Source organism: Streptomyces sp. NPDC058240, assembly GCF_042882135.1.
Lineage (GTDB): Bacteria > Actinomycetota > Actinomycetes > Streptomycetales > Streptomycetaceae > Streptomyces.
In genome coordinates this window covers 51,663-72,075 of record NZ_JBHVWT010000001.1, presented here as the reverse complement: position 1 = coordinate 72,075, position 20,413 = coordinate 51,663, and the positions used below count along the sequence as shown (strand labels likewise).

Here is a 20,413-nt window from a genome sequence, read left to right as displayed (position 1 = left end):
ACGAGAGGGGCGCCCCGCGAAAGCGGGAGCGCCCCTCTCGGCTACCCGGCCTGCGGCCGGAGCGGATACGTCTCCGGTCAGTTGTGGCCGAAGCGCCGCTGGTGCTTACGGGCAACATCAGCAGGGCTGCCCTGGGCCTGCGGCTGAGGCTGTATCTGCGACTCGTACGCGGTCGTCTTGGCCTCTTCCGCGCCGCGCTCCGGAGTGGACGCGCGGTTCTGCTGGCTGCCCTGCTTGCGGTTCTTGTTCTTGGCCATGGTGTTCCTCCTATGGGGACTCTCGGGGCCAGGACCGCGTTCAGATTCACATAGCGGGGTAAACCGTGCATGTTGGATCATTACCGTGCGTAGCGGGGGTGGGGGATGCGTCGTTTTCCCGATCCGCCACGCCGATGATCGAGTTCCGGACGTCAACCCCTGCGCGGTCGGGCAGACTCGAAGGAAACCCTTGGCAAAGACCGCACCCGAACTTCTGGAAGAGGGTGGATCGCGTGGACCGTTGCGTCGTCCTGGTGGACGCCGGCTACTTGCTGGGCGCAGCCGCGAGCCTGCTGGCCGGGGAGCCCGCCCGTTCCCGCATCACGGTCGACCACGCGGCCCTCATCCGGGGCCTGCGCGAGCGGGCCGAGGGCGATACGCAGCAGCCGCTGCTGCGGATCTACTGGTTCGACGGCGCCCCCGACCGCGTGCCGCAGCCCGAGCACCGCAGACTCCGCGTGATGCCCCGGGTGACCGTACGGCTCGGCGCCCTCACCCGCAGTGACGGGCGCTGGGCGCAGAAGGGTGTCGACGCCGCGATGCACGCCGAGCTCACCGAACTCGCCAGGAACCGGGCCTGTTCCGACGTGGTGCTGGTGACCGGCGACGGCGATCTGCTGCCCGGTCTGATGTCCGCCAAGGAACACGGCGTCGCCGTCCATCTGTGGGCCGTCCAGGCCGCCGACGGCGACTACAACCAGTCCGAGGACCTGGTGGCCGAGGCCGACGAACGCAGGGTGCTCGACCGGGCCTGGATCACCCAGGCCGTACGGCCCAAGGAGACCGGCGGCGTCTGCGCCCCGCCGCCCGTGCCCGGTCCGGAGATCGCCGCGATCCTCTCCGCGCCACTGCCCGAGGCCGCCCTCGCCGCCTCCGCCGAGCGGGCCTCGGAGGCCCAGGCGGCAGCCGCCGCCAACGGCGCCGCGGCACCGCCCGAGGAGGGCGCCGCCACCGACCGGCCCGTGCACGGCGGCAAGGGCGTCCCCACCCCCAAGGACCTGGCGGGCAGCCTGCGCGGCCACGGCGCCCAGCCCGACCGGCACCTCCCTCAGCCGTCGCCCGCCAACGCGACTCTGCGCTGGTCCTCCGACAAGAGCTGGACGGAGCGCGGCGGACCGCTGGGCGAGCCCGCCGAAACCGCCTCCCTGCCGACGCTGGCCCAGCTCACCAGTGCCGAGCAGCGCTGGGCGGACCGCGAGGAGGACATCACCACCGTCGGCGGCGACCCCTTCGAGGTGGGCCAGGTCTTCGCCCGTCGCTGGATGGAGCGACTGCCGGAGACCGTCCATCTGCAGAAGCTCTCGACCATGTATCCGCGCATCCCGCACCGCATCGACGGCGAGCTGCTGCGCTACGCGGCACGGTTCGGCCTGCTCGCCCACAAGGACGACCAGATCGACGAGCACGACCGCTACGCGATCCGGGCGGGATTCTGGCGGGAGATCGATGTACGGGCCGCGGCCGAGCACACCCCCGCGGCGGAGCGGACGACCCCGTCGGCCGACTGACGGCCGAGCGGGACCACGGGCGGGCGACCCGGTCGCCGATCACCGCGTCGACGCCCGGCCGGTGTGGCCCCGGACGCAATACGGGGCATCCGACCCCGTACTCTCATACCTCGTGAGTACGGGCACAGCACAGGCGCAGCCGGCGACCGGGACCGTGTGCGCGGTGCGTGATCTGGTCAAGACCTATCCCGCCGTCCGCGGCCGTCGCGGTACCCCCGCCACACCAGAGGTGCGCGCCACCGACGGGATCAACCTGGACGTGCGGCGCGGCGAGATCTTCGGACTCCTCGGCCCCAACGGCGCCGGCAAGTCCACGCTGGTCCGGCAGCTCACCGGGCTGATGCGCCCCGACTCCGGCAGCGTCACCGTGCTGGGCCACGATCTCGTACGCCATCCGGAGCGGGCCTCCCGGCTGATCGGCTACCTCGGGCAGGAGTCCACCGCCCTCGACGAGCTGACCGTGTCGCTCGCCGCCGAGACCACCGGACGGCTGCGCGGCCTCGCGGCGGCGGACGCCCGCGCCGAGCGCGACGTCGTACTCGACGAACTGGGCCTCACCGAGATCGCGGGACGCCCCCTGAAGAAGCTCTCCGGGGGACAGCGGCGGCTCGCCTGCTTCGCGGCCGCGCTGGTCGGCGAGCGGCCGGTGCTGGTGCTGGACGAGCCGACGACCGGCATGGACCCCGTCGCGCGGCGCGCCGTCTGGGCCGCCGTGGACCGGCGCCGGGCCGAGCGCGGCACGACGGTGCTGCTCGTCACCCACAACGTCATCGAGGCCGAGACGGTCCTCGACCGGGTCGCCGTGATCGAACGCGGCAGGGTCATCGCCTGCGACACGCCGACCGGGCTCAAGGAACGCGTCGCGGGCGAGGTCCGGGTCGAGCTGGTGTGGCGCGAACGGGCGCCCCTGGACGTCCCCGAAGTGGCCGCGCTGCGTGCCTCGGCCCAGGAGTCCGGGCGGTGCTGGGTGCTGCGGCTCGCTCCCGACGAGGCACGGGCGGCAGTCGCCGCGGTGACCGGCGGCGCGGCCTTCGCCGCACTCGACGACTTCACGCTGGCGACGCCCAGCCTGGAGGACGTCTATCTCGCGCTCGGCGGGGACGTGACCAAGGGGCTGGTGAAGTCATGACCGGGGTGAGCGGGACGACCGGGTGCGGGTGCGCGGCCGGGCAGGGAGCGAACAGGAGCAGCGCCAGGTGACGAGCATCGTTCCCGCGCACGCGGTGACCGGACCCGTCCGGGCCGCGGAGGACGGCCGGGCCGGTCCCCCCGGCGACGGCTTCGCCGAGGTGGGGGCACCGCCCGCGCCGCTCGCACCGCGGGCCCGGCTGTTCCCCTCGCTCGCGGCCGTCTACCGCGCCCAGCTGTCCAGGGCCAGGGTCGCCCGTATCCCGCTGCTCTTCGTCGCCACGTTCCAGTCCGTCGGGATCATGGTGCTGATGCGTGGGGTCGTCGACGGCGGCTCCGAGGCGCGGGCCGTCGTCGCCGGCTCCAGCGTCCTCGTCGTGGCCTTCGTGGCGCTCAATCTCCTCGCCCAGTACTTCGGGCAGCTGCGGGCCGGCGGCGGACTCGACCACTACGCCACTTTGCCGGTGCCGCCCGCCGCGGTGGTGCTCGGCGCGGCGGGGGCGTACGCCTCCTTCACCGTGCCCGGCACGATCGTCACGGCCGTGGCCGGCAGCATGCTGTTCGGGCTGCCGCTGACGCATCTGTGGGTGCTCGTCGCCGTCATCCCGCTCTCCGGGGCGGCGCTCTCCGGGCTGGGCGCGGCGCTGGGACTGCTCGCGCCCCGGCAGGAGCTGGCCACGCTGCTCGGCCAGCTGGGCATGTCGGCGGCACTGCTGCTCGGTGTGCTCCCGGCCGACCGGCTGCCCGCGCCGGTCGGCTGGGCGCGCGATCTGCTGCCCTCGACCTACGGTGTCGAGGCGCTCTCGCGGTCCTTCGACGCCCACCCGGACTGGACGGTCGTCGCGCTGGACCTCGCCGTCTGTGCCGTTGTCGGCGTCCTCTCGCTGGCCGTGGCGACCTGGGCGTACCGCAGGGCAGCGGTCCGGTGAGGCGCGGCGCGGGGGCGCCTGGCACGATGGCACGGTGACCGCACCTCTGACGCCGCCTCACCAGCCCTCGTCCAACGATCCCTGGCAGACCCCGCCCAACTGGGGCGGTCCGGGAGGATCCGGTGGACCCGGGGGTTCCCGCGGGGCCGGTGGGTACTACCCGGGCACCCCGCTGGAGTCGAAGGAGGACAAGGACCTCCGGTCGGACCTGCGGCGGGCCGTGGTCGTCACCGTTCTCGTGACCGTCTCGGGCATCGTCCTCGGGCTCCTCTGGCTGTGGCTGGCGCCGAGGGTTCCGCTGATCTCCGACAGCACCGCCGTCTTCCTGAACGACAGCGAGGGCGAGGAGGCGATCGGCGCCGACGGCACGTTCGTGCTGCTGGCCCTGGCCTTCGGGGCGGTCTCCGCGGCGCTGGCCTTCTGGTTCCAGCGGCGCGGCGGGATCGCCCTGGTGGTGGGGCTCGCGCTGGGCGGGCTGCTCGGTTCGCTGCTGGCGTGGCGGCTGGGGGTGTGGCTCGGGCCGACCCAGGACGTGGTCGCGCACGCGCGGGCGGTCGGCAAGGGCGTGGTCTTCGACGCGCCGCTCCAGCTGCGGGCGAAGGGGGCGCTGCTGGCGTGGCCGCTGGGGGCGATGGCGGTCCATCTCGGGCTGACCGCGCTGTTCGGGCCGCGGGATCCGGAGCCGGAGTGGGGGGTGTTTCCGGGTGGGCCCGTGCCGGGGGCGCCTTCGGCGCCTGTGGCGCCCGGGTCCGGGGCGCCTGCGGGTGGGGGTGTGCCGCCGGTGCCGCCGACGCAGTCGTAGTTCTGCGGGTGCGGGTGCGGGGGCCGGTGGGCTTGGGCGGGTGGGCCGCTGCGCGGGGCTTGTCCCCTACGCGCCCCTTCCCGAAACCGGGGCTCTGCCCCGGACCCCGGTCCTCAATCGCCGGACGGGCTGAAAGGTTCCCGGACGGGGCCGGGAGGCGCCGGATGGGCTGAAAAGGTGCCCGGACGGGCCGGGAGCGATGCCCGGCTATCCCCGGCCGATCTCCGCGAACACCGCTCCCGTCAGCGACGCCAGGTCCGTGGGTGAGAGTTCGACCTCCAGGCCGCGGCGGCCCGCCGAGACGCAGATCGTGTCGTGGGAACGTGCCGAGGCGTCCAGCACCGTACGCAGGCGCTTCCGCTGGCCCAGTGGGGAGATGCCGCCGCGTACGTAGCCGGTGGTGCGTTCCGCGGCTGCCGGGTCGGCCATGGTGGCCCGCTTGCCGCCCACCGCGGAGGCCAGGGCCTTGAGGTCCAGCGTGCCGGCCACCGGGACGACCGCCACGGTCAGGGTGCCGTCGACGTCCGCCACCAGGGTCTTGAAGACCCGGTCGGGGGAGACGCCCAGCGCCTGGGCCGCCTCCTCGCCGTAGGAGGCCGATGCCGGGTCGTGGTCGTAGGTGTGGACGGTGAACGCCGTGCCGGACGCGGTCAGGGCGACCGTTGCCGGAGTGCCGCCGGACTGTTGCTGCTTCTTCGGCTTCTTCGCCACGGGGAGACGGTCCTCGGTCGATCGGTCGGTCGGATCAGTTCCGGATCAGTTGGGGTGGGTCGGGGCGCGGGTCAGGTCCACTGCGGGCAGGGACGGCAGATGGCGGATGACGGCGGTCTCGGAGCGCAGCAGCGTCAGTTCCTCGCGCAGCCGGGTCGCGGTGTCGGGTGCCTGGAGCAGCCGTTGCTTGGTCGGTGCGTCGAGTACGGCCGCCGCCGCGACCAGGTAGGAGACGACGGCGGGGTCGTCGGGCAGGTCCGCGCCGGTCGTGAGGGACCGTTCGCTCGCCCCGGCCAGCCGCTTCTGGTAGCTGCGGAAGGCCCGCAGTACGCCCTCGGCGAGCGCCCCCGCCTCCTCGCCGGTCTCCTCGTCCAGCTCTTCGAGTTCGGCCGTCAGGAAGGGGCCGCTCGCGTCGACGGAGAGCAGCTTGACCCGGGTGGTGCCGGTCGCCAGGACCTCGAAGCTGCCGTCCGGCCGTTCCCGGATCTTCGCCGCGTCGGCGATGCAGCCGACCCGGTGGAAGGTCTGGACCGGGTCGGGGCCGAAGCCGTCCGCGGGGCCGCGTTCGGCGGGGACGTTCACCGCGTCCGGCATTCCGGAGCCCGTCGGGGCGGTCTCGCGGCCGTCGCGGATGGCGACCACGGCGAAGCGGCGGGGCGCGTCCTCGTCGGTCTTCAGGAGCTCGCGCATCATGGCGCGATATCGCTCCTCGAAGACGTTCAGCGGCAGCACGAGGCCGGGGAACAGCACCGCGTTCAGCGGGAACAGGGGCAGGCGAGCGGTGGTCACAACGGTCAAGCGTAATGGCCGCCGGGCCGGGCCCGGTCGGCCCGTCCCGGGATCGGCGTCGCGCGGGCCGCCCGGAGCCGCGTGTCGTCCCGCGCCTCCAGGAACCGGCCGAGCGGATCCTCGGAGACCGAGGACCACGGGAACGACGCCGCGTGGGGTCCGATCTGCCGGAACTGTTCCAGTGCCTCGTCCCAGCGGCCCCGGGTGACCAGCACGAACGCCAGCAGGTTGCGGACCTCGGCGGGCCAGGGGTCGCCCGACGTGAACGAGGCGGACAGCGCGATGGCCAGATCCGCCGCCGCGTCGATCCGTTCCTCCTGCACCGAGGTGGTCCGTGCGCCGGCTCCCTCTATCAGCAGGGCGAAGGCGGCCCGCAGCGGCAGCGCCTGGACCAGCGAGCTGGGCAGCGAGTCCTCGGCGGCCCGCTCGGCGAAGTCGAAGCACTCGCGGTGCGAGCCGTACCAGGCGGCGGAGAGGTACCGCAGCGCCGCGACGTGGCAGCCGTAGTGGTGCGAGGAACGCCGTATCGCCTGCTCCCACAGCGCCTCGAACATGGTGTGCGTGGCGTGGGTGCCGCGCGCGTGGTCGAGCGCGAGGCGCCAGGGCACCGGGTCGCGCGGATCGCTCTCGGCCGCCGCCGTGATCAGTGGTCCCACCTCGCGCAGCTGCTCGGCCCGAGCGGGCGACTCCCAGGCCCGGCGGACCGCCAGCTCGGCCTTGACGAGCAGCGCGTCCGGGTCGTGCGGGGCGGCGGCGAGCCAGTCGGTCAGCCAGCCGTCGCGGTTGCGGGCGAAGGTGACGAGCCGGCCGAGGTAGCGGTCGCGGTTCTCCCACTCGGCGCCGTCCCGGGTGGTGGCGAGGAGTTTCGCGGCCGGTCCGTACTCCCCGAGGGCGGCGGCGACGAGCGCCGGGGAGAGCCGCTCGTCGGGGGCGTCGAGCAGCACCTCGTCGTCCGCGGGCAGTCCGGCAGGGCCCTGCGAGGAGCGCCGGACCGTGCACGCGGCACGGAGCAGAGCACGAAGGATTGGCATGGTGCAGACCATTGAAAAGCGCTGGTCGGGGCGGCGCCAGAGGTGCGCTGTGAAGCTTTGGTGCCGAGTGAATGGGTTGTATTGGACCGGGTCAAGAAGAAGTAAAGGAAAATGTGGAATCTGGCTTGTTCCTGCTGTTCCGGCCAATGGCTTGCGGTAGTTCGACCGCAGCTCGGGCAGTCGTTCGACCATGGCCCACGGGCGCCGTGCGGACCGTTCGGCAGAGGCGATTGCGAACGGTCCGACGGCCCGTGGTCGGGTCGGCCGTGGCCGGATTCCGGTCAGCCCCGGCGCAGCAGCCGTGAGGCGCCCGCCGCGACGGTCGTGGCGAGTATCCAGCCCAGCAGGACGAGCACCGCCGCCGCCCACTGCCAGCCGCCCTCCATCCGCCAGTAGCCGTCCTGGCCCAGATTGATCACCGGGATCAGCAGATCCAGCGCGTACAGCGCCGGGTTCCACTGCGGATGCTCGTCCTGTTTGATCGCCGCCGGGACGTGCTGGGCGAAGGCCATCGCCCCCGCCGCCCACAGCAACGCCATCCACAACGCGGCCCGCCCGGGCCGGTAGCCGTACGCCACCGTCCAGTCCTGGAGGAAGCCCCAGAGCTTCGCGGCGAGCGGCAGCGTCTCGCGCCGCCGCCGCTGCTTGGCCAGCAGCACCTCCCGGGCGTCCGCGTCCTCCCCGCAGTTGCGCAGCACCGTCGCGAGCCGTTCGTACGGCTCCGGTACGTACTCCGGGGTCGCCGCCGCCACCCACTCCAGGCGCCGGGAGAGCGGGAAGTGCCCGTACGGGACGAGGTTCTCGTACACGAAACCGCCCATCGCCAGGCCGCCGGGCCCCGGCCAGCTGGTCGACACGTCGATCAGCGTGACGACCTTCGCGCCGTTCAGCACGACCCGGCCCTCCTCCGGCCGTTCCGCGTTGAACCGCAGCTCCGGGGTGACGATCCGGCGCAGCGACAGCTCCTCGTGCCGGCCCAGCACGAACCGCGCCTTGTGCAGATCGACCGCGTCGCCGAACCGTCCGTCGTCCAGGCGCACCCCGCCGCGGCACTCGAAGATCTGCGAACGCGTGCCGTTCGCGGGGGTCGACGCCAGGACGATGCCGAACGGGGGAGTGGTGCCCTGGATCCCGGTGTCGACGCTCACCCAGGCCTCGCTCATGTACAGCGTCCGCTCCACGGTCAGCTGCGGGGCGTTCAGGGCGCGCCGTCCCTCCCTGCCCCGCAGCCGGCTGCCGCGCAGGCTCAGCGAACCGCCGACCTTCGCCCCGCGCAGACTCAGCTCGCCGCGCGCCTCGATCAGCTCCGCCTGCAGATCCTGGGCGACCGCCAGCCCGTCACCGGCCAGCGCCCGCCCGCCCCGGTCCGGGCCGATCTCGATCTGGTTGATCAGCAGATCGGTGCCGATCTGGGCGTCGGTGAGCCGGATCCCGCGCGGGACCCGACAGCGCGGCAGATGCAGATCGCCCTCGGTGCGCAGCCGGGCCGCCTCCAGCCGGGGCATCGCGCAGCCGACGATCCGTAACGTCGTGAAATGGCATTCCGGCAGCACCACCTCGCTCTCGAAGCGGCAGCCGGTCATCTCGACGTACGGCGCGACGCGCCCGCCCGCGAGATCGAGTGTTCCGGTGATCCGCACACCCCGGAGCTTCAGCGCCGCGACCCGGCCGGGCCGCGGCGGCGGACCCGAGAGCAGCAGGCGGGCGACGACGCGCCCGTCCACACTGCGCTCCGGTCCCCAGACCCGCGGCGCGAACGGATCGTCCCGCGCCGGGTCGCGGGCGCGCAGATCGTAGGTGCTGCCGTTCCGGAAGGCCTGCCACATGCCCAGCTCTGCTGCGCTCAGTCCGTCCGGGAAATCACCGTCGTGCGGCTCGGTCACGGGTGCCCCTTCCGCTCGGAGCTGTTCTTCCCGCTGAGTGACGAAGTGAAAGCTATTGGTCAGCAGTGACGTCCGGGACATGTATCAGCCAGTGATACGGGCGACCGGACGCCGGAGGCGGTCTGCGAGAATTGCGGTGTGATCTCTCGAATCGATCTGCGCGGCAATGCCCTCCCCGAGGGTGGAGCCCTGCGCGACCTGCTGCCCCGTGCCGAGTTCGACGTGGAAGCCGCCCTGGAGACGGTGCGGCCCATCTGCGAGGACGTACGCCATCGTGGCTCCGCGGCAGTGATCGAGTGGGGGGAGAAATTCGACGGCGTACGGATCGACTCGATCCGGGTCCCGGCCGCGGCGATCGCCGAGGCCGTCGAACAGCTCGATCCGGCCGTGCGGGCCGCCCTGGAGGAGTCGATCCGCCGCGCCCGCCTCGTCCACCGCGAGCAGCGCCGCACCACGCACACCACCCAGGTCGTCCCCGGCGGCACCGTCACCGAGAAGTGGGTGCCGGTCGAGCGCGTCGGGCTCTACGTCCCGGGCGGGCGCTCCGTCTACCCGTCGTCCGTGGTCATGAACGTCGTACCGGCCCAGGAAGCGGGCGTCGAGGGCATCGCCGTCGCCTCCCCGCCGCAGAAGGACTTCGGCGGTCTGCCGCACCCCACCATCCTCGCCGCCTGCGCCCTGCTCGGTGTCGACGAGGTGTACGCGGCCGGCGGCGCCCAGGCCGTCGCGATGTTCGCGTACGGAACGGCCGAATGTCTTCCGGTGAACCTCGTCACCGGCCCCGGCAACATCTTCGTCGCCGCCGCCAAGCGCCTCCTCAAGGGCCGCATCGGCATCGACGCGGAGGCGGGCCCCACCGAGATCGCGATCCTCGCGGACTCCACCGCCGACCCGGTGCACGTCGCCGCCGACCTGATCAGCCAGGCCGAGCACGACCCGATGGCCGCGGCGGTCCTCGTCACCGACTCCGCGGAACTGGCCGCGGCCACCGAGGCCGAGCTGAAGCCGCAGATCGCCGCGACCAAGCACGTCACCGACCGGATCGAGCCCGCGCTGGCCGGCCGCCAGTCCGCGATCGTCCTGGTCAACGACCTGGAGGACGGCCTCAAGGTCGTCGACGCGTACGCCGCCGAGCACCTGGAGATCCAGACCGCCGACGCCGCCGCCGTCGCCGACCGGGTCCGCAACGCCGGTGCGATCTTCGTCGGCCCCTGGGCCCCGGTCTCGCTCGGCGACTACTGCGCCGGCTCCAACCACGTGCTGCCCACCGGCGGCTGCGCCTGCCACTCCTCGGGCCTCTCCGTGCAGTCCTTCCTGCGCGGCATCCACATCGTCGACTACACACGCGACGCGCTCGCCGAGGTCACCCACCACGTCGTGACCCTCGCCGAGGCGGAGGACCTCCCCGCCCACGGCGCCGCGCTCAAGGCCAGGTTCGGCTGGAAGGTCCCGCAGCAGTGACGAACAGCGACACCCCTCGCAAGACCACCCGCATCGACGATCTCCCGATCCGCGACGAACTGCGCGGCAAGTCCCCCTACGGGGCGCCGCAGCTCGACGTACCCGTGCGGCTGAACACCAACGAGAACCCCTACCCGCTGCCCGAGGCGCTCGTCGACCGGATCGCCGAGCGGGTCCGCGAGGCCGCCCGCGACCTCAACCGCTACCCCGACCGGGACGCCGTCGAGCTCCGCACCGAACTGGCCCGCTACCTCACCCGCACCGCCGGGCACGAGGTCGCCCTCGCCAACGTCTGGGCGGCCAACGGCTCCAACGAGGTGCTCCAGCAGCTGCTCCAGACCTTCGGCGGCCCCGGCCGCACCGCGATCGGCTTCGAGCCCTCGTACTCCATGCACGCCCTCATCGCCCGCGGCACCGGCACCGCCTGGATCTCCGGACCGCGCAACGAGGACTTCACCATCGATGTCGAGGCCGCCCGCCGGGCCATCGCCGAGCACCGGCCCGATGTCGTCTTCATCACCTCCCCCAACAACCCCACCGGCACGGCCGTCGACGCCGAGACCGTGCTCGCGCTCCACGACGCGGCCCAGGCGGCCAGGCCGTCGATGGTCGTCGTCGACGAGGCGTACGGCGAGTTCAGCCACCATGCCTCGCTGCTCCCGCTGATCGAGGGCCGGCCGAACATGGTGCTCTCGCGCACCATGTCGAAGGCGTTCGGCGCCGCCGGACTGCGCCTGGGCTACCTCGCCGCCGACCCGGCCGTGGTGGACGCGGTCCAGCTGGTGCGGCTGCCGTACCACCTTTCCTCCGTCACCCAGGCCACCGCGCTCGCCGCCCTGGAGCACACCGATACGCTGCTCGGATACGTCGCGCAGCTCAAGAGCGAGCGCGACCGGATCGTCACCGAGCTGCGCGCTCTCGGCTACGACGTCACCGACTCGGACGCCAACTTCGTCCAGTTCGGCCGCTTCGCCGACAGCCACACCGCCTGGCAGCGGATCCTCGACCGGGGCGTCCTGGTCCGGGACAACGGCGTACCGGGATGGCTGCGGGTCTCCGCGGGCACCCCGGCAGAGAACGACGCGTTCCTCGACGCGGTACGCGCACTGAAGAAGGAGCACGACGCATGAGCCCCCGCGCAGGCCGCGTACTGCATCTCCCGGGGGACGACCCCCGGACCCCCAGCCGACACGGGGCCGACCGCGATCCGGCCCGGCGAGGCGAGCACAACCAAGGAGCAAGCGCATGAGCCCCCGCGTAGGCCGCGTGGAACGCACCACCAAGGAAACCTCGGTGCTCGTCGAGATAAACCTCGACGGCACCGGCAAGGTCGATGTGTCGACCGGGGTCGGTTTCTACGACCACATGCTCGACCAGCTCGGCCGGCACGGGCTCTTCGACCTCACGGTCAAGACCGACGGCGACCTGCACATCGACTCGCACCACACCATCGAGGACACCGCCCTCGCTCTCGGCGCCGCGTTCAAGCAGGCCCTCGGCGACAAGGTCGGCATCTACCGCTTCGGCAACTGCACCGTCCCGCTGGACGAGTCGCTCGCCCAGGTCACCGTCGACCTGTCCGGCCGCCCCTACCTGGTGCACACCGAGCCGGAGAACATGGCGCCGATGATCGGCGCGTACGACACGACGATGACCCGGCACATCCTGGAGTCCTTCGTCGCGCAGGCGCAGATCGCCCTGCACGTCCACGTGCCGTACGGGCGCAACGCCCACCACATCGTGGAGTGCCAGTTCAAGGCGCTCGCCCGCGCCCTGCGCTACGCCAGCGAGCACGACCCGCGCGCCGCCGGGATCCTTCCCTCCACGAAGGGCGCGCTGTGACCGGCCTCAACACCATCCTGATCGTCCTCGGCCTCTTCCTGGCCGGCGGCGTCTACTCCTTCTCGAAGCAGGGCATGCCCAAGGGCGTCATCGTCCTGCTCTCGATCGCCTCCGTGATGTGCCTGGTGGCAGGCATTCTGCGGATCCAGGGACTCTGGGACTGAGGAACGAGCTGTGAGCGACAACAAGAAGGTCGTCGTCTTCGACTACGGCTTCGGCAACGTCCGCTCCGCCGAACGGGCCCTCGCCCACGTCGGCGCGGACGTCGAGATCACCCGCGACTACGAGAAGGCGATGAACGCCGACGGGCTGCTGGTGCCCGGCGTCGGCGCGTTCTCCGCGTGCATGGACGGGCTGAAGAAGGCCCGCGGCGAATGGATCATCGGCCGCAGGCTCTCCGGCGGCCGCCCCGTCATGGGCATCTGCGTCGGTATGCAGATCCTCTTCGAGCGCGGCATCGAGCACGGTGTGGAGACGGAGGGTCTGGACGAATGGCCCGGCACCGTCGCCCCGCTGAAGGCCCCGGTCGTCCCGCACATGGGCTGGAACACCGTGCGGGCCCCCGAGGAGTCCCAGCTCTTCGCCGGTCTCGACCCCGAGGCCCGGTTCTACTTCGTGCACTCCTACGCGGTGCACGACTGGAGCCTGGAAGTCACCAACCCCAAGATCCGTTCTCCCCGGGTCACCTGGGCCACCCACGGCGAGCGGTTCGTCGCCGCCGTGGAGAACGGCGCACTGTGGGCCACCCAGTTCCACCCCGAGAAGTCCGGCGATGCCGGCGCCCAGCTGCTGACCAACTGGATCGAGACGCTGTAATGCCGAAGCTTGAACTGCTCCCCGCCGTCGACGTCCGCGACGGCCAGGCCGTCCGCCTCGTCCACGGCGAGTCCGGCTCCGAGACCTCCTACGGTTCCCCGCTGGAGGCCGCCCTCGCCTGGCAGCGTGCCGGGGCCGAGTGGCTGCACCTCGTCGACCTGGACGCCGCCTTCGGTACCGGGGACAACCGCGCGCTGATCGCCGAGGTGGCCGGCGCCATGGACATCAAGGTCGAGCTCTCCGGCGGCATCCGCGACGACGCCTCGCTCGCCGCCGCCCTCGCCACCGGCTGCCGCCGGGTCAATCTCGGCACCGCCGCCCTGGAGACCCCTCAGTGGGTCGCCGAGGTCATCGCCGAGCACGGCGACCAGATCGCCGTCGGCCTGGACGTCCGCGGCACGACGCTGCGCGGCCGTGGCTGGACCCGTGACGGCGGCGACCTCTACGAGACGCTCGCCCGCCTCGACTCCGAGGGCTGCGCCCGCTACGTCGTCACCGACATCGCCAAGGACGGCACGCTCCAGGGCCCCAACCTGGAGCTCCTGAAGAACGTCTGCGCCGCCACCGACAAGCCCGTCGTCGCCTCCGGTGGCGTCTCCTCGCTGGACGACCTGCGGGCCATCGCCTCGCTCGTCCCGGACGGCGTCGAGGGCGCGATCGTCGGAAAGGCGCTCTACGCGAAGGCGTTCACCCTCGAAGAAGCACTCCAGGCGGTCTCCGGATGAGCGACTCCGTCAACCGTGTCTCCTCCGGTGCCCCGTGGGAGGAGAAGTTCGGCTACTCCCGCGCGGTGGAGCTGCCGAACGGCCTCGTCCTGGTGGCCGGCTGCACCTCGGTGGAGAACGGACAGATCTCCGCCGGCGGCCCGTACGAGCAGACCGTCACCTCCTTCAAGGTCGCCTTCGACGCGCTGAAGCAGCTCGGTCTGGGCCGCGAGGACGTCGTCCGTACCCGGATGTACCTCACGCACGCCCGGGACGTGGACGAGGTCGGCCGCGCCCACAAGGAGCTCTTCGACGACGTCCGCCCCGCCGCCTCGATGATCATCGTGTCCGGTTTCGTGGACCCGAGCCTGGTCGTCGAGGTCGAGGTCGAGGCCTACCGGGCAGGTGCGCGATGAGCCTCGCGGTGCGTGTCATCCCGTGCCTGGACGTCGACAACGGCCGGGTCGTCAAGGGCGTCAACTTCCAGAACCTGCGCGACGCGGGCGACCCCGTCGAGATGGCGAAGCTGTACGACGCCGAGGGCGCCGACGAGCTGACCTTCCTGGACATCACCGCGTCCAGCGGTGACCGGGAGACCACCTACGACGTGGTGCGCCGCACCGCCGAGCAGGTCTTCATCCCGCTCACGGTCGGCGGCGGCGTCCGTACCGCCGACGACGTCGACAAGCTGCTGCGGGCCGGTGCGGACAAGGTCGGCGTCAACACCGCAGCCATCGCCCGCCCCGACCTCATCCGGGAGATCGCCGAGCGCTTCGGCCGCCAGGTCCTGGTGCTCTCCGTGGACGCCCGGCGCACCCCCGCCGGCACCTTCGAGGTCACCACGCACGGCGGCCGCAAGGGCACCGGCATCGACGCCGTCGAATGGGCGCACCGGGCCGCCGAGCTGGGCGCGGGCGAGATCCTGCTCAACTCGATGGACGCGGACGGCACCAAGGACGGCTACGACACCGAGATGATCACGGCGGTACGGAAGCACGTGACCGTCCCCGTCATCGCCTCCGGCGGCGCCGGCCGGCTCGCGCACTTCGCACCCGCCATCGCGGCGGGCGCCGACGCGGTGCTCGCCGCGTCCGTCTTCCACTTCGGCGATCTGCGGATCTCCGAGGTCAAGAACGCGCTCAGGGAGGCCGGACACCCGGTCCGCTGACCCGCGGTACCCATCGAGCCCATCGCCGGGCGGAGCCGATTCATCGGCCCCGCCCGGCGATGGGCTTTTCCACGGTCCAGGAACCCGCAGCTTTTATTGCGCAATAAAGATTGCGCAAGTTTCCTTTCCTATTTACGCTGGGGGGCATGGCAAGCAAGGAATCGCGCCGGGTCTCGGACCTGGAGACCCTGAAAGCGTTCGGACACCCCCTGCGGATGAAGCTCTACCGGGCGCTCCACATCGCCCGTGAGGCCACCGCGTCCCAGCTGGCCGAGCAGGTCGACGAGGCGGTCTCACTGGTCAGCTACCACCTGCGGAAGCTCGCCGACCACGGCCTGATCGAGGAGGCCGAGCAGCAGGGCAAGGACGGCCGCGAACGCTGGTGGCAACCCGCCTCGAACGGACTGAACTTCCACGACGAGGACTTCAGCGACGCCCTCGAGAAGGCCGCCACGCACGCCGCCGTCGGCCGGCTCTCCTTCGACCAGCACATCGAGCTGTACCGCCGCTACCTCGACTCCACCCAGTCCTGGGCCCCCGAGTGGCGCAGCGCGTCCTTCGCCTCCGAGTACCTGCCCCGGCTCACCGTCGAGGAGCTCGCCGCGCTCGCCCGCGAGATGCACGAGCTGATCAACCGCTACCAGGACACCGCCCGCGTCCGCGAGGAAGCCGGCGATTCGGACGGCCGTGAACAAGTCGCACTGCACGTGTACGGATTCCCGTTCCGGACCTGAACCGGCCACCCGAGGAGGACGATCCATGACCGTCACCGTCCCGCCCGCGCAAGCCGCCGAACGCCCCGCCCACCGCGACGCCAACGTCCTGCGCTGGCTCGGTGCCCACACCGCCTCGATGATCGGCGACAGCGTCTACTACATGGCGCTCGCCTGGGCCGCCGCCCGCACCGGCAGCGACGCCCAGACCGGGATCGTCCTCGCCGTCGGCTCCATACCCCGGGCCGTGCTGATGCTCGGCGGGGGAGTGCTCGCCGACCGGATCGGACCACGCCGCGTCGTCATCGGCAGCGACGCCGCCCGCTGCCTGGTCGTCCTCGGCCTGGCCGGCGCCCTGCTGCTCACCTCGCCCGCCCTGTGGATGCTGATCGCCGTCGCGCTGGTCTTCGGCGTGGTCGACGCCCTCTTCCTGCCCGCCGTCGGCGCCCTGCCGCCGCGGATCACCACCGCCGGACAGCTGGCCCGCGTCCAGGGCCTGCGCGGGCTCGCCACCCGTATCGCCAATGTCGTCGGAGCGCCGCTCGGCGGTCTCGCGGTGGCCCTCGGCGGACCGACGCTCGCCTTCGCCGCGGCCGGGGTGCTCTTCGCCGTGTCGCTGCCGCTGCTCCTGTCCCTGCGGATCCGCCCGCTGCCCGATCAGGACAGCGCCGAACCGTCCGGCACCGCCTGGCGCGAACTGGCCGACGGGCTGCGCCACATCCGCCGCCACCCGCTGCTCGGGCCGTTGGTGCTCGTCGTCGCCGTCAGCGAGCTGGGCTTCGTCGGACCGCTCAACCTCGGACTGGTCCTGCTGGTCCGCGAGCGCGGCTGGGGGGCGTCCGGCATGGGCTGGATCATCGCCGCGTTCGGCATCGGCGCCGGTGCGACGGCGCTGCTGCTCGCCGTGCGCGGCCGGGTGCCGCGCGCGGGGCTGTTGATGTGCCTGACGGTGCTGACCGGCGCGGTCGCCATCGGCGCCCTGGCGTACATGCCCTCGGTGGCCCTCGCCGCCGCCACGGCGGTCTGCGTCGGGCTCTTCGCGGGCCTCGGCGGCTCCCTGTGCGGCGCCCTGATCCAGACCGTCACCGAACCCGCCTACCTCGGCCGGGTCACCTCGGTCTCGACGCTCTTCACCCACGCCGTCGCCCCGCTCAGCTACCCGGTCACGGGAACGGCCGTCGCGGTCTGGGGGACCGGCCCGGTCTTCGTCACCAGCGCCGCGGTGTGCGCCGCGGGGGCGACGGCGGGCCTGGCCTTCACCCGGCTGCGCCGCGCGGAACTCCCGGGCTGAGCCCGTCCCCGTACGCGCTACATCCCCAGCTCCGCCGTGTGCAGCCGGTCCACCGCCTCCTTGTCGCCCTCCAGGCCCACCGTCGCCGCGTCCTGCCGCCCGAACGCGAAGAGCAGCAGCTCGCCCGGCTCGCCGGTGACCGTCACCACCGGGGTGCCCTTGTGCGCCACCGCCGTCTGGCCGTCCGGGCGGCGCAGCACCAGACCCACCGGGGACCGGCGGCCCAGCAGCCGGGCCGTCCTCTCGGCGCGCGACCACAGCAGATCGGCGAACACCGGGTCCAGCTCGCGCCGCGACCAGTCCGGCTGGGCCCGGCGGACATCCTCCGCGTGGATGTAGAACTCCACGGTGTTGGCGGCCTCGTCCAGCTGCTTCACTGCGTACGGGGAGAACCTCGGCGGTCCCGTACGGATCAGCTGGATCAGCTCCTCGTACGGCTTCGCGGCGAATTCGGCCTGCACCCGTTCGAGCCGGTTCCGCAGCGCGCCCAGCAGAATCCCGCCCGCCGCGTCCGGCCGCCGTTCCCGGACCACCACATGGGCGGCCAGGTCCCGGGTCGTCCAGCCGTGGCACAGGGTCGGGGCCTCCGGTCCCGCCGCCTCCAACAGGTCGGCGAGCAGAAGTCGTTCGCGCTTCGCATGGGTCGACATGCTCGCCAGCGTACGACCGCCGCACGCGGTCCGCCCAGTGGACGCCGCACGGAAACGCCCCCGCGACCACGGCACAATGGGCGCATGACCAGCGCGCCCACGCCCAGCACTCCGCCGCCGTCCGGCAACCTCGACCCGGCCATCGCGGCCCGACTCAAGCGCGGTGCCGACGGACTCGTCCCGGCCATCGCCCAGCAGTACGACACCGGCGAGGTGCTGATGCTCGGCTGGATGGACGACGAGGCCCTGCACCGCACCCTCACCACCGGCCGCTGCACCTACTGGTCCCGCAGCCGCCAGGAGTACTGGGTCAAGGGAGACACCTCGGGCCACATCCAGCAGGTCAAGTCCGTCGCCCTCGACTGTGACGCCGACACCGTCCTCGTCAGGGTCGACCAGACGGGTGCCGCCTGCCACACCGGCGACCGCACCTGCTTCGACGCCGACGTCCTCCCGCTCGCGCAGTAAAGGGCCAGCCGCCATGGATCTCGACACCTTCCGCAAACTCGCCGTCGACCGGCGCGTCATCCCCGTCAGCCGCAGGCTCCTCGCGGACGGCGACACCCCGGTGGGGCTCTACCGCAAACTCGCGGGCGAGCGCAGCGGCACCTTCCTCCTGGAGTCCGCGGAGAACGGCCGCACCTGGTCGCGCTACTCCTTCATCGGGGTACGCAGCGCCGCCACCCTCACCGCACGCGACGGACAGGCCAACTGGCTGGGCGTCCCGCCCGTCGGCGTCCCCGTCGACGGCGACCCGCTGGAGGCCCTGCGCGCCACCATCGAGACCCTGCACACCCCGCACGACCTGGTCGTCGACGGCGGGCTGCCCCCGTTCACCGGCGGCATGGTCGGCTACCTCGGCTACGACATCGTGCGCCGCCTGGAGAAGATCGGCGACAGCGGCGAGGACGACCTGCACGTCCCCGAGCTGACGATGCTGCTCACCTCGGACCTGGCCGTGCTCGACCACTGGGACGGCAGCGTCCTGCTGATCGCCAACGCGATCAACCACAACGACCTCTCGACCGGCGTCGACGAGGCGTACGCGGACGCCGTCGCCCGCCTCGACGCCATGGAACGGGACCTCTCCCGCCCCGTCCAGAACACCCCCGCCGCCCTCCCGCCGTCCGAGCTTCCCCCGTACACCGCGCTATGGGGCGGCACGGCGTACCAGGACGCCGTCGAGGACGTGAAGGAACGCATCAGGGCCGGCGAGGCCTTCCAGGTCGTCCCCTCCCAGCGCTTCGAAACCCCGTGCACGGCAAGCGCGTTGGACGTCTACCGGGTGCTGCGCGCCACCAACCCGTCGCCGTACATGTACCTCTTCCGGTTCGACGGCTTCGACGTCGCGGGCTCCAGCCCGGAGGCCCTCGTCAAGGTCGAGGACGGACACGCCATGGTCCACCCGATCGCCGGCACCAGGCACCGCGGCGCCACCCCGCAGGAGGACCAGGCGCTCGCCGACGAACTCCTCGCCGACCCGAAGGAACGCGCCGAGCACCTGATGCTGGTCGACCTCGGCCGCAACGACCTGGGACGGGTCTGCGCACCCGGCACCGTCGAGGTCGTCGACTTCATGTCGATCGAGCGGTACTCGCACGTGATGCACATCGTCTCCACCGTCACCGGCCGCGTCGCCGAGGGCCGCACCGCCTTCGACGTCCTCACCGCCTGCTTCCCCGCGGGCACCCTCTCCGGCGCCCCCAAGCCCCGCGCGATGCAGATCATCGAGGAACTCGAACCGACCCGCCGCGGACTGTACGGAGGCTGCGTCGGCTATCTCGACTTCGCCGGGGACTCCGACACCGCCATCGCCATCCGCACCGCCCTGCTCCGCGACGGCACGGCATACGTCCAGGCCGGAGCGGGCGTCGTCGCCGACTCCGACCCGGTCGCCGAGGACACCGAATGCCGCAACAAGGCCGCGGCGGTCCTCCGCGCGGTGCATACGGCCAACCGGCTCCACGGCGCATGAGGCGGTAGGGGATAGTGGAGTACGTGAGTGCTGTCCCCGTACCCCAGCCCCGTGCCCGAGCCGCCACCGCGCCCGACACCTCGGGAAGCCGCCGCAGCCTGGCCGCCGGTCTGCTCCTCGGGGCGGCCGGCGCCACCGTCGTCCTGCTCGCCTCCGGCCAGACCTGGGCCGAGGGCGAGGCGTCCGTCGGCGGCGGCTCGCTGCCCCTGACCGCCGACGGCCAGGACGTCACCGGTCTTCCGGCGGCCCTTGCCATAGTCGGCTTGGCCGCCCTCGTCGCCGTCTTCGCGGTCCGCGGGGCCTCCCGGCTGCTCGTCGCCGGGCTCCTCGCCCTCAGCGGCCTCGGCGCCGGACTGAGCGCCTGCCTCGGCGCCTCCGACAGCGCGGCGCTCGACGAGAAGGCCGCCCAGTCCACCGGCGACGCCTCGGCGACCATCGACGCGCTCGCCCACACCGCGTGGCCCTACGTCACCGCGGCCGGCGGCCTGCTGATCCTGCTCGCCGGGCTGCTCGCCCTGCGGTACGGGAAGCTCTGGCCCACCATGTCGGGACGGTACGAACGGGACGGCACCCCCCGCCCCCGCAAGGCCGCCCCCACCGCCCCGGACCCGGACCGGCCCGAGGACCTCTGGAAGGCCCTGGACCGCGGCGAGGACCCGACGCGCTAGGCCTTGTCGTTGAAACCCACGCATCCCCCCGAGGGGAGAAACCCCTGCGAAGAGAGAAGATTGTCCGAAAAGCACCAGGGAAACCCC

General features: G+C 72.4%; 23 protein-coding genes. 17 read left to right on the top strand and 6 right to left on the bottom strand.

Annotated features, from left to right (window positions below):
* Positions 1-77: 77 nt before the first annotated feature.
* Entirely contained in the window at positions 78-257 is a 180-nt protein-coding gene (locus tag ACFVX4_RS00355) for a hypothetical protein (RefSeq protein ID WP_389970225.1), read from the bottom strand.
* A gap of 224 nt (positions 258-481) precedes the next feature.
* Here ACFVX4_RS00355 and ACFVX4_RS00350 point away from each other — a divergent pair, with 224 nt between their 5' ends.
* The 4 genes from ACFVX4_RS00350 to ACFVX4_RS00335 all read left to right on the top strand — a co-directional run bounded on the left by ACFVX4_RS00350 (position 482) and on the right by ACFVX4_RS00335 (position 4,624).
* Positions 482-1,765: an NYN domain-containing protein gene (locus ACFVX4_RS00350; RefSeq protein WP_389970223.1), complete on the top strand. Its 1,284-nt coding sequence runs from the start codon at positions 482-484 to the stop codon at positions 1,763-1,765.
* 154 nt (positions 1,766-1,919) lie between these two features.
* The gene (locus tag ACFVX4_RS00345; protein ID WP_389972027.1) at positions 1,920-2,894 is read left to right on the top strand and encodes an ABC transporter ATP-binding protein; all 975 of its coding nucleotides are present in this window, start codon (positions 1,920-1,922) and stop codon (positions 2,892-2,894) included.
* A 67-nt stretch (positions 2,895-2,961) separates the two neighbouring features.
* Positions 2,962-3,822, top strand: a complete 861-nt coding sequence (locus ACFVX4_RS00340; protein WP_389970220.1) for an ABC transporter permease — start codon at positions 2,962-2,964, stop codon at positions 3,820-3,822.
* Between the two features lie 34 nt (positions 3,823-3,856).
* Positions 3,857-4,624: an ABC transporter permease gene (locus ACFVX4_RS00335; protein ID WP_389970217.1), complete on the top strand. Its 768-nt coding sequence runs from the start codon at positions 3,857-3,859 to the stop codon at positions 4,622-4,624.
* A gap of 207 nt (positions 4,625-4,831) precedes the next feature.
* Here ACFVX4_RS00335 and ybaK read toward each other — a convergent pair whose 3' ends face one another.
* From ybaK to ACFVX4_RS00315, 4 genes are all read right to left on the bottom strand, one after another.
* Positions 4,832-5,335 carry a Cys-tRNA(Pro) deacylase gene (ybaK, locus tag ACFVX4_RS00330; RefSeq protein WP_389970213.1) on the bottom strand — a complete coding sequence of 168 codons (504 nt, stop codon included), beginning with the start codon at positions 5,333-5,335 and terminating at the stop codon, positions 4,832-4,834.
* 45 nt (positions 5,336-5,380) lie between these two features.
* Positions 5,381-6,124, bottom strand: coding sequence for an LON peptidase substrate-binding domain-containing protein (locus tag ACFVX4_RS00325; protein WP_389970210.1), 744 nt, complete (start codon positions 6,122-6,124; stop codon positions 5,381-5,383).
* A gap of 5 nt (positions 6,125-6,129) precedes the next feature.
* Positions 6,130-7,167, bottom strand: a complete 1,038-nt coding sequence (locus ACFVX4_RS00320; protein ID WP_389970207.1) for a hypothetical protein — start codon at positions 7,165-7,167, stop codon at positions 6,130-6,132.
* A gap of 269 nt (positions 7,168-7,436) precedes the next feature.
* A complete protein-coding gene (locus ACFVX4_RS00315) occupies positions 7,437-9,038 on the bottom strand; it encodes an oxidoreductase (RefSeq protein ID WP_389970204.1) in 1,602 nt (533 codons plus the stop codon).
* A 138-nt stretch (positions 9,039-9,176) separates the two neighbouring features.
* Between ACFVX4_RS00315 and hisD the strand changes: the two genes are divergently transcribed.
* From hisD to ACFVX4_RS00265, 10 genes are all read left to right on the top strand, one after another.
* Positions 9,177-10,499, top strand: coding sequence for a histidinol dehydrogenase (hisD, locus tag ACFVX4_RS00310; RefSeq protein WP_266420542.1), 1,323 nt, complete (start codon positions 9,177-9,179; stop codon positions 10,497-10,499).
* The gene (locus ACFVX4_RS00305; protein ID WP_389970200.1) at positions 10,496-11,629 is read left to right on the top strand and encodes a histidinol-phosphate transaminase; all 1,134 of its coding nucleotides are present in this window, start codon (positions 10,496-10,498) and stop codon (positions 11,627-11,629) included. The genes hisD and ACFVX4_RS00305 overlap by 4 nt, the downstream gene beginning before the upstream one ends.
* Before the next feature lie 115 nt (positions 11,630-11,744).
* On the top strand, positions 11,745-12,341 hold the full coding sequence (gene hisB, locus ACFVX4_RS00300) for an imidazoleglycerol-phosphate dehydratase HisB (protein ID WP_072483182.1): 597 nt from the start codon (positions 11,745-11,747) through the stop codon (positions 12,339-12,341).
* Entirely contained in the window at positions 12,338-12,505 is a 168-nt protein-coding gene (locus tag ACFVX4_RS00295; RefSeq protein WP_353788990.1) for a hypothetical protein, read from the top strand. Before hisB ends, ACFVX4_RS00295 begins: the two co-directional genes overlap by 4 nt.
* Positions 12,506-12,515: 10 nt before the next feature.
* On the top strand, positions 12,516-13,157 hold the full coding sequence (hisH, locus tag ACFVX4_RS00290) for an imidazole glycerol phosphate synthase subunit HisH (RefSeq protein WP_389970196.1): 642 nt from the start codon (positions 12,516-12,518) through the stop codon (positions 13,155-13,157).
* A complete protein-coding gene (priA, locus tag ACFVX4_RS00285; protein WP_389970193.1) occupies positions 13,157-13,882 on the top strand; it encodes a bifunctional 1-(5-phosphoribosyl)-5-((5-phosphoribosylamino)methylideneamino)imidazole-4-carboxamide isomerase/phosphoribosylanthranilate isomerase PriA in 726 nt (241 codons plus the stop codon). The genes hisH and priA overlap by 1 nt, the downstream gene beginning before the upstream one ends.
* Entirely contained in the window at positions 13,879-14,277 is a 399-nt protein-coding gene (locus ACFVX4_RS00280; protein WP_389970191.1) for a RidA family protein, read from the top strand. The genes priA and ACFVX4_RS00280 overlap by 4 nt, the downstream gene beginning before the upstream one ends.
* On the top strand, positions 14,274-15,029 hold the full coding sequence (gene hisF / locus ACFVX4_RS00275; protein WP_266420558.1) for an imidazole glycerol phosphate synthase subunit HisF: 756 nt from the start codon (positions 14,274-14,276) through the stop codon (positions 15,027-15,029). The genes ACFVX4_RS00280 and hisF overlap by 4 nt, the downstream gene beginning before the upstream one ends.
* A 146-nt stretch (positions 15,030-15,175) precedes the next feature.
* The gene (locus tag ACFVX4_RS00270) at positions 15,176-15,763 is read left to right on the top strand and encodes an ArsR/SmtB family transcription factor (protein WP_389970188.1); all 588 of its coding nucleotides are present in this window, start codon (positions 15,176-15,178) and stop codon (positions 15,761-15,763) included.
* Positions 15,764-15,788: 25 nt separating this feature from the next.
* A complete protein-coding gene (locus ACFVX4_RS00265) occupies positions 15,789-17,033 on the top strand; it encodes an MFS transporter (protein ID WP_389970185.1) in 1,245 nt (414 codons plus the stop codon).
* A 17-nt stretch (positions 17,034-17,050) separates the two neighbouring features.
* Here the strand turns inward: ACFVX4_RS00265 and ACFVX4_RS00260 are convergent, their stop codons facing one another.
* Complete coding sequence (locus ACFVX4_RS00260) at positions 17,051-17,683, bottom strand: TIGR03085 family metal-binding protein (RefSeq protein WP_389970182.1); 633 nt, start codon at positions 17,681-17,683, stop codon at positions 17,051-17,053.
* A gap of 84 nt (positions 17,684-17,767) precedes the next feature.
* Here ACFVX4_RS00260 and hisI point away from each other — a divergent pair, with 84 nt between their 5' ends.
* From hisI to ACFVX4_RS00245, 3 genes are read left to right on the top strand one after another with little or no spacing between them, the layout of a single operon-like run.
* A complete protein-coding gene (hisI, locus tag ACFVX4_RS00255) occupies positions 17,768-18,151 on the top strand; it encodes a phosphoribosyl-AMP cyclohydrolase (protein WP_093543499.1) in 384 nt (127 codons plus the stop codon).
* Positions 18,048-19,658: an anthranilate synthase component I gene (locus tag ACFVX4_RS00250; protein WP_389970179.1), complete on the top strand. Its 1,611-nt coding sequence runs from the start codon at positions 18,048-18,050 to the stop codon at positions 19,656-19,658. The genes hisI and ACFVX4_RS00250 overlap by 104 nt, the downstream gene beginning before the upstream one ends.
* Positions 19,659-19,672: 14 nt before the next feature.
* On the top strand, positions 19,673-20,326 hold the full coding sequence (locus ACFVX4_RS00245) for a TIGR02234 family membrane protein (protein ID WP_389970176.1): 654 nt from the start codon (positions 19,673-19,675) through the stop codon (positions 20,324-20,326).
* Positions 20,327-20,413: the final 87 nt, after the last annotated feature.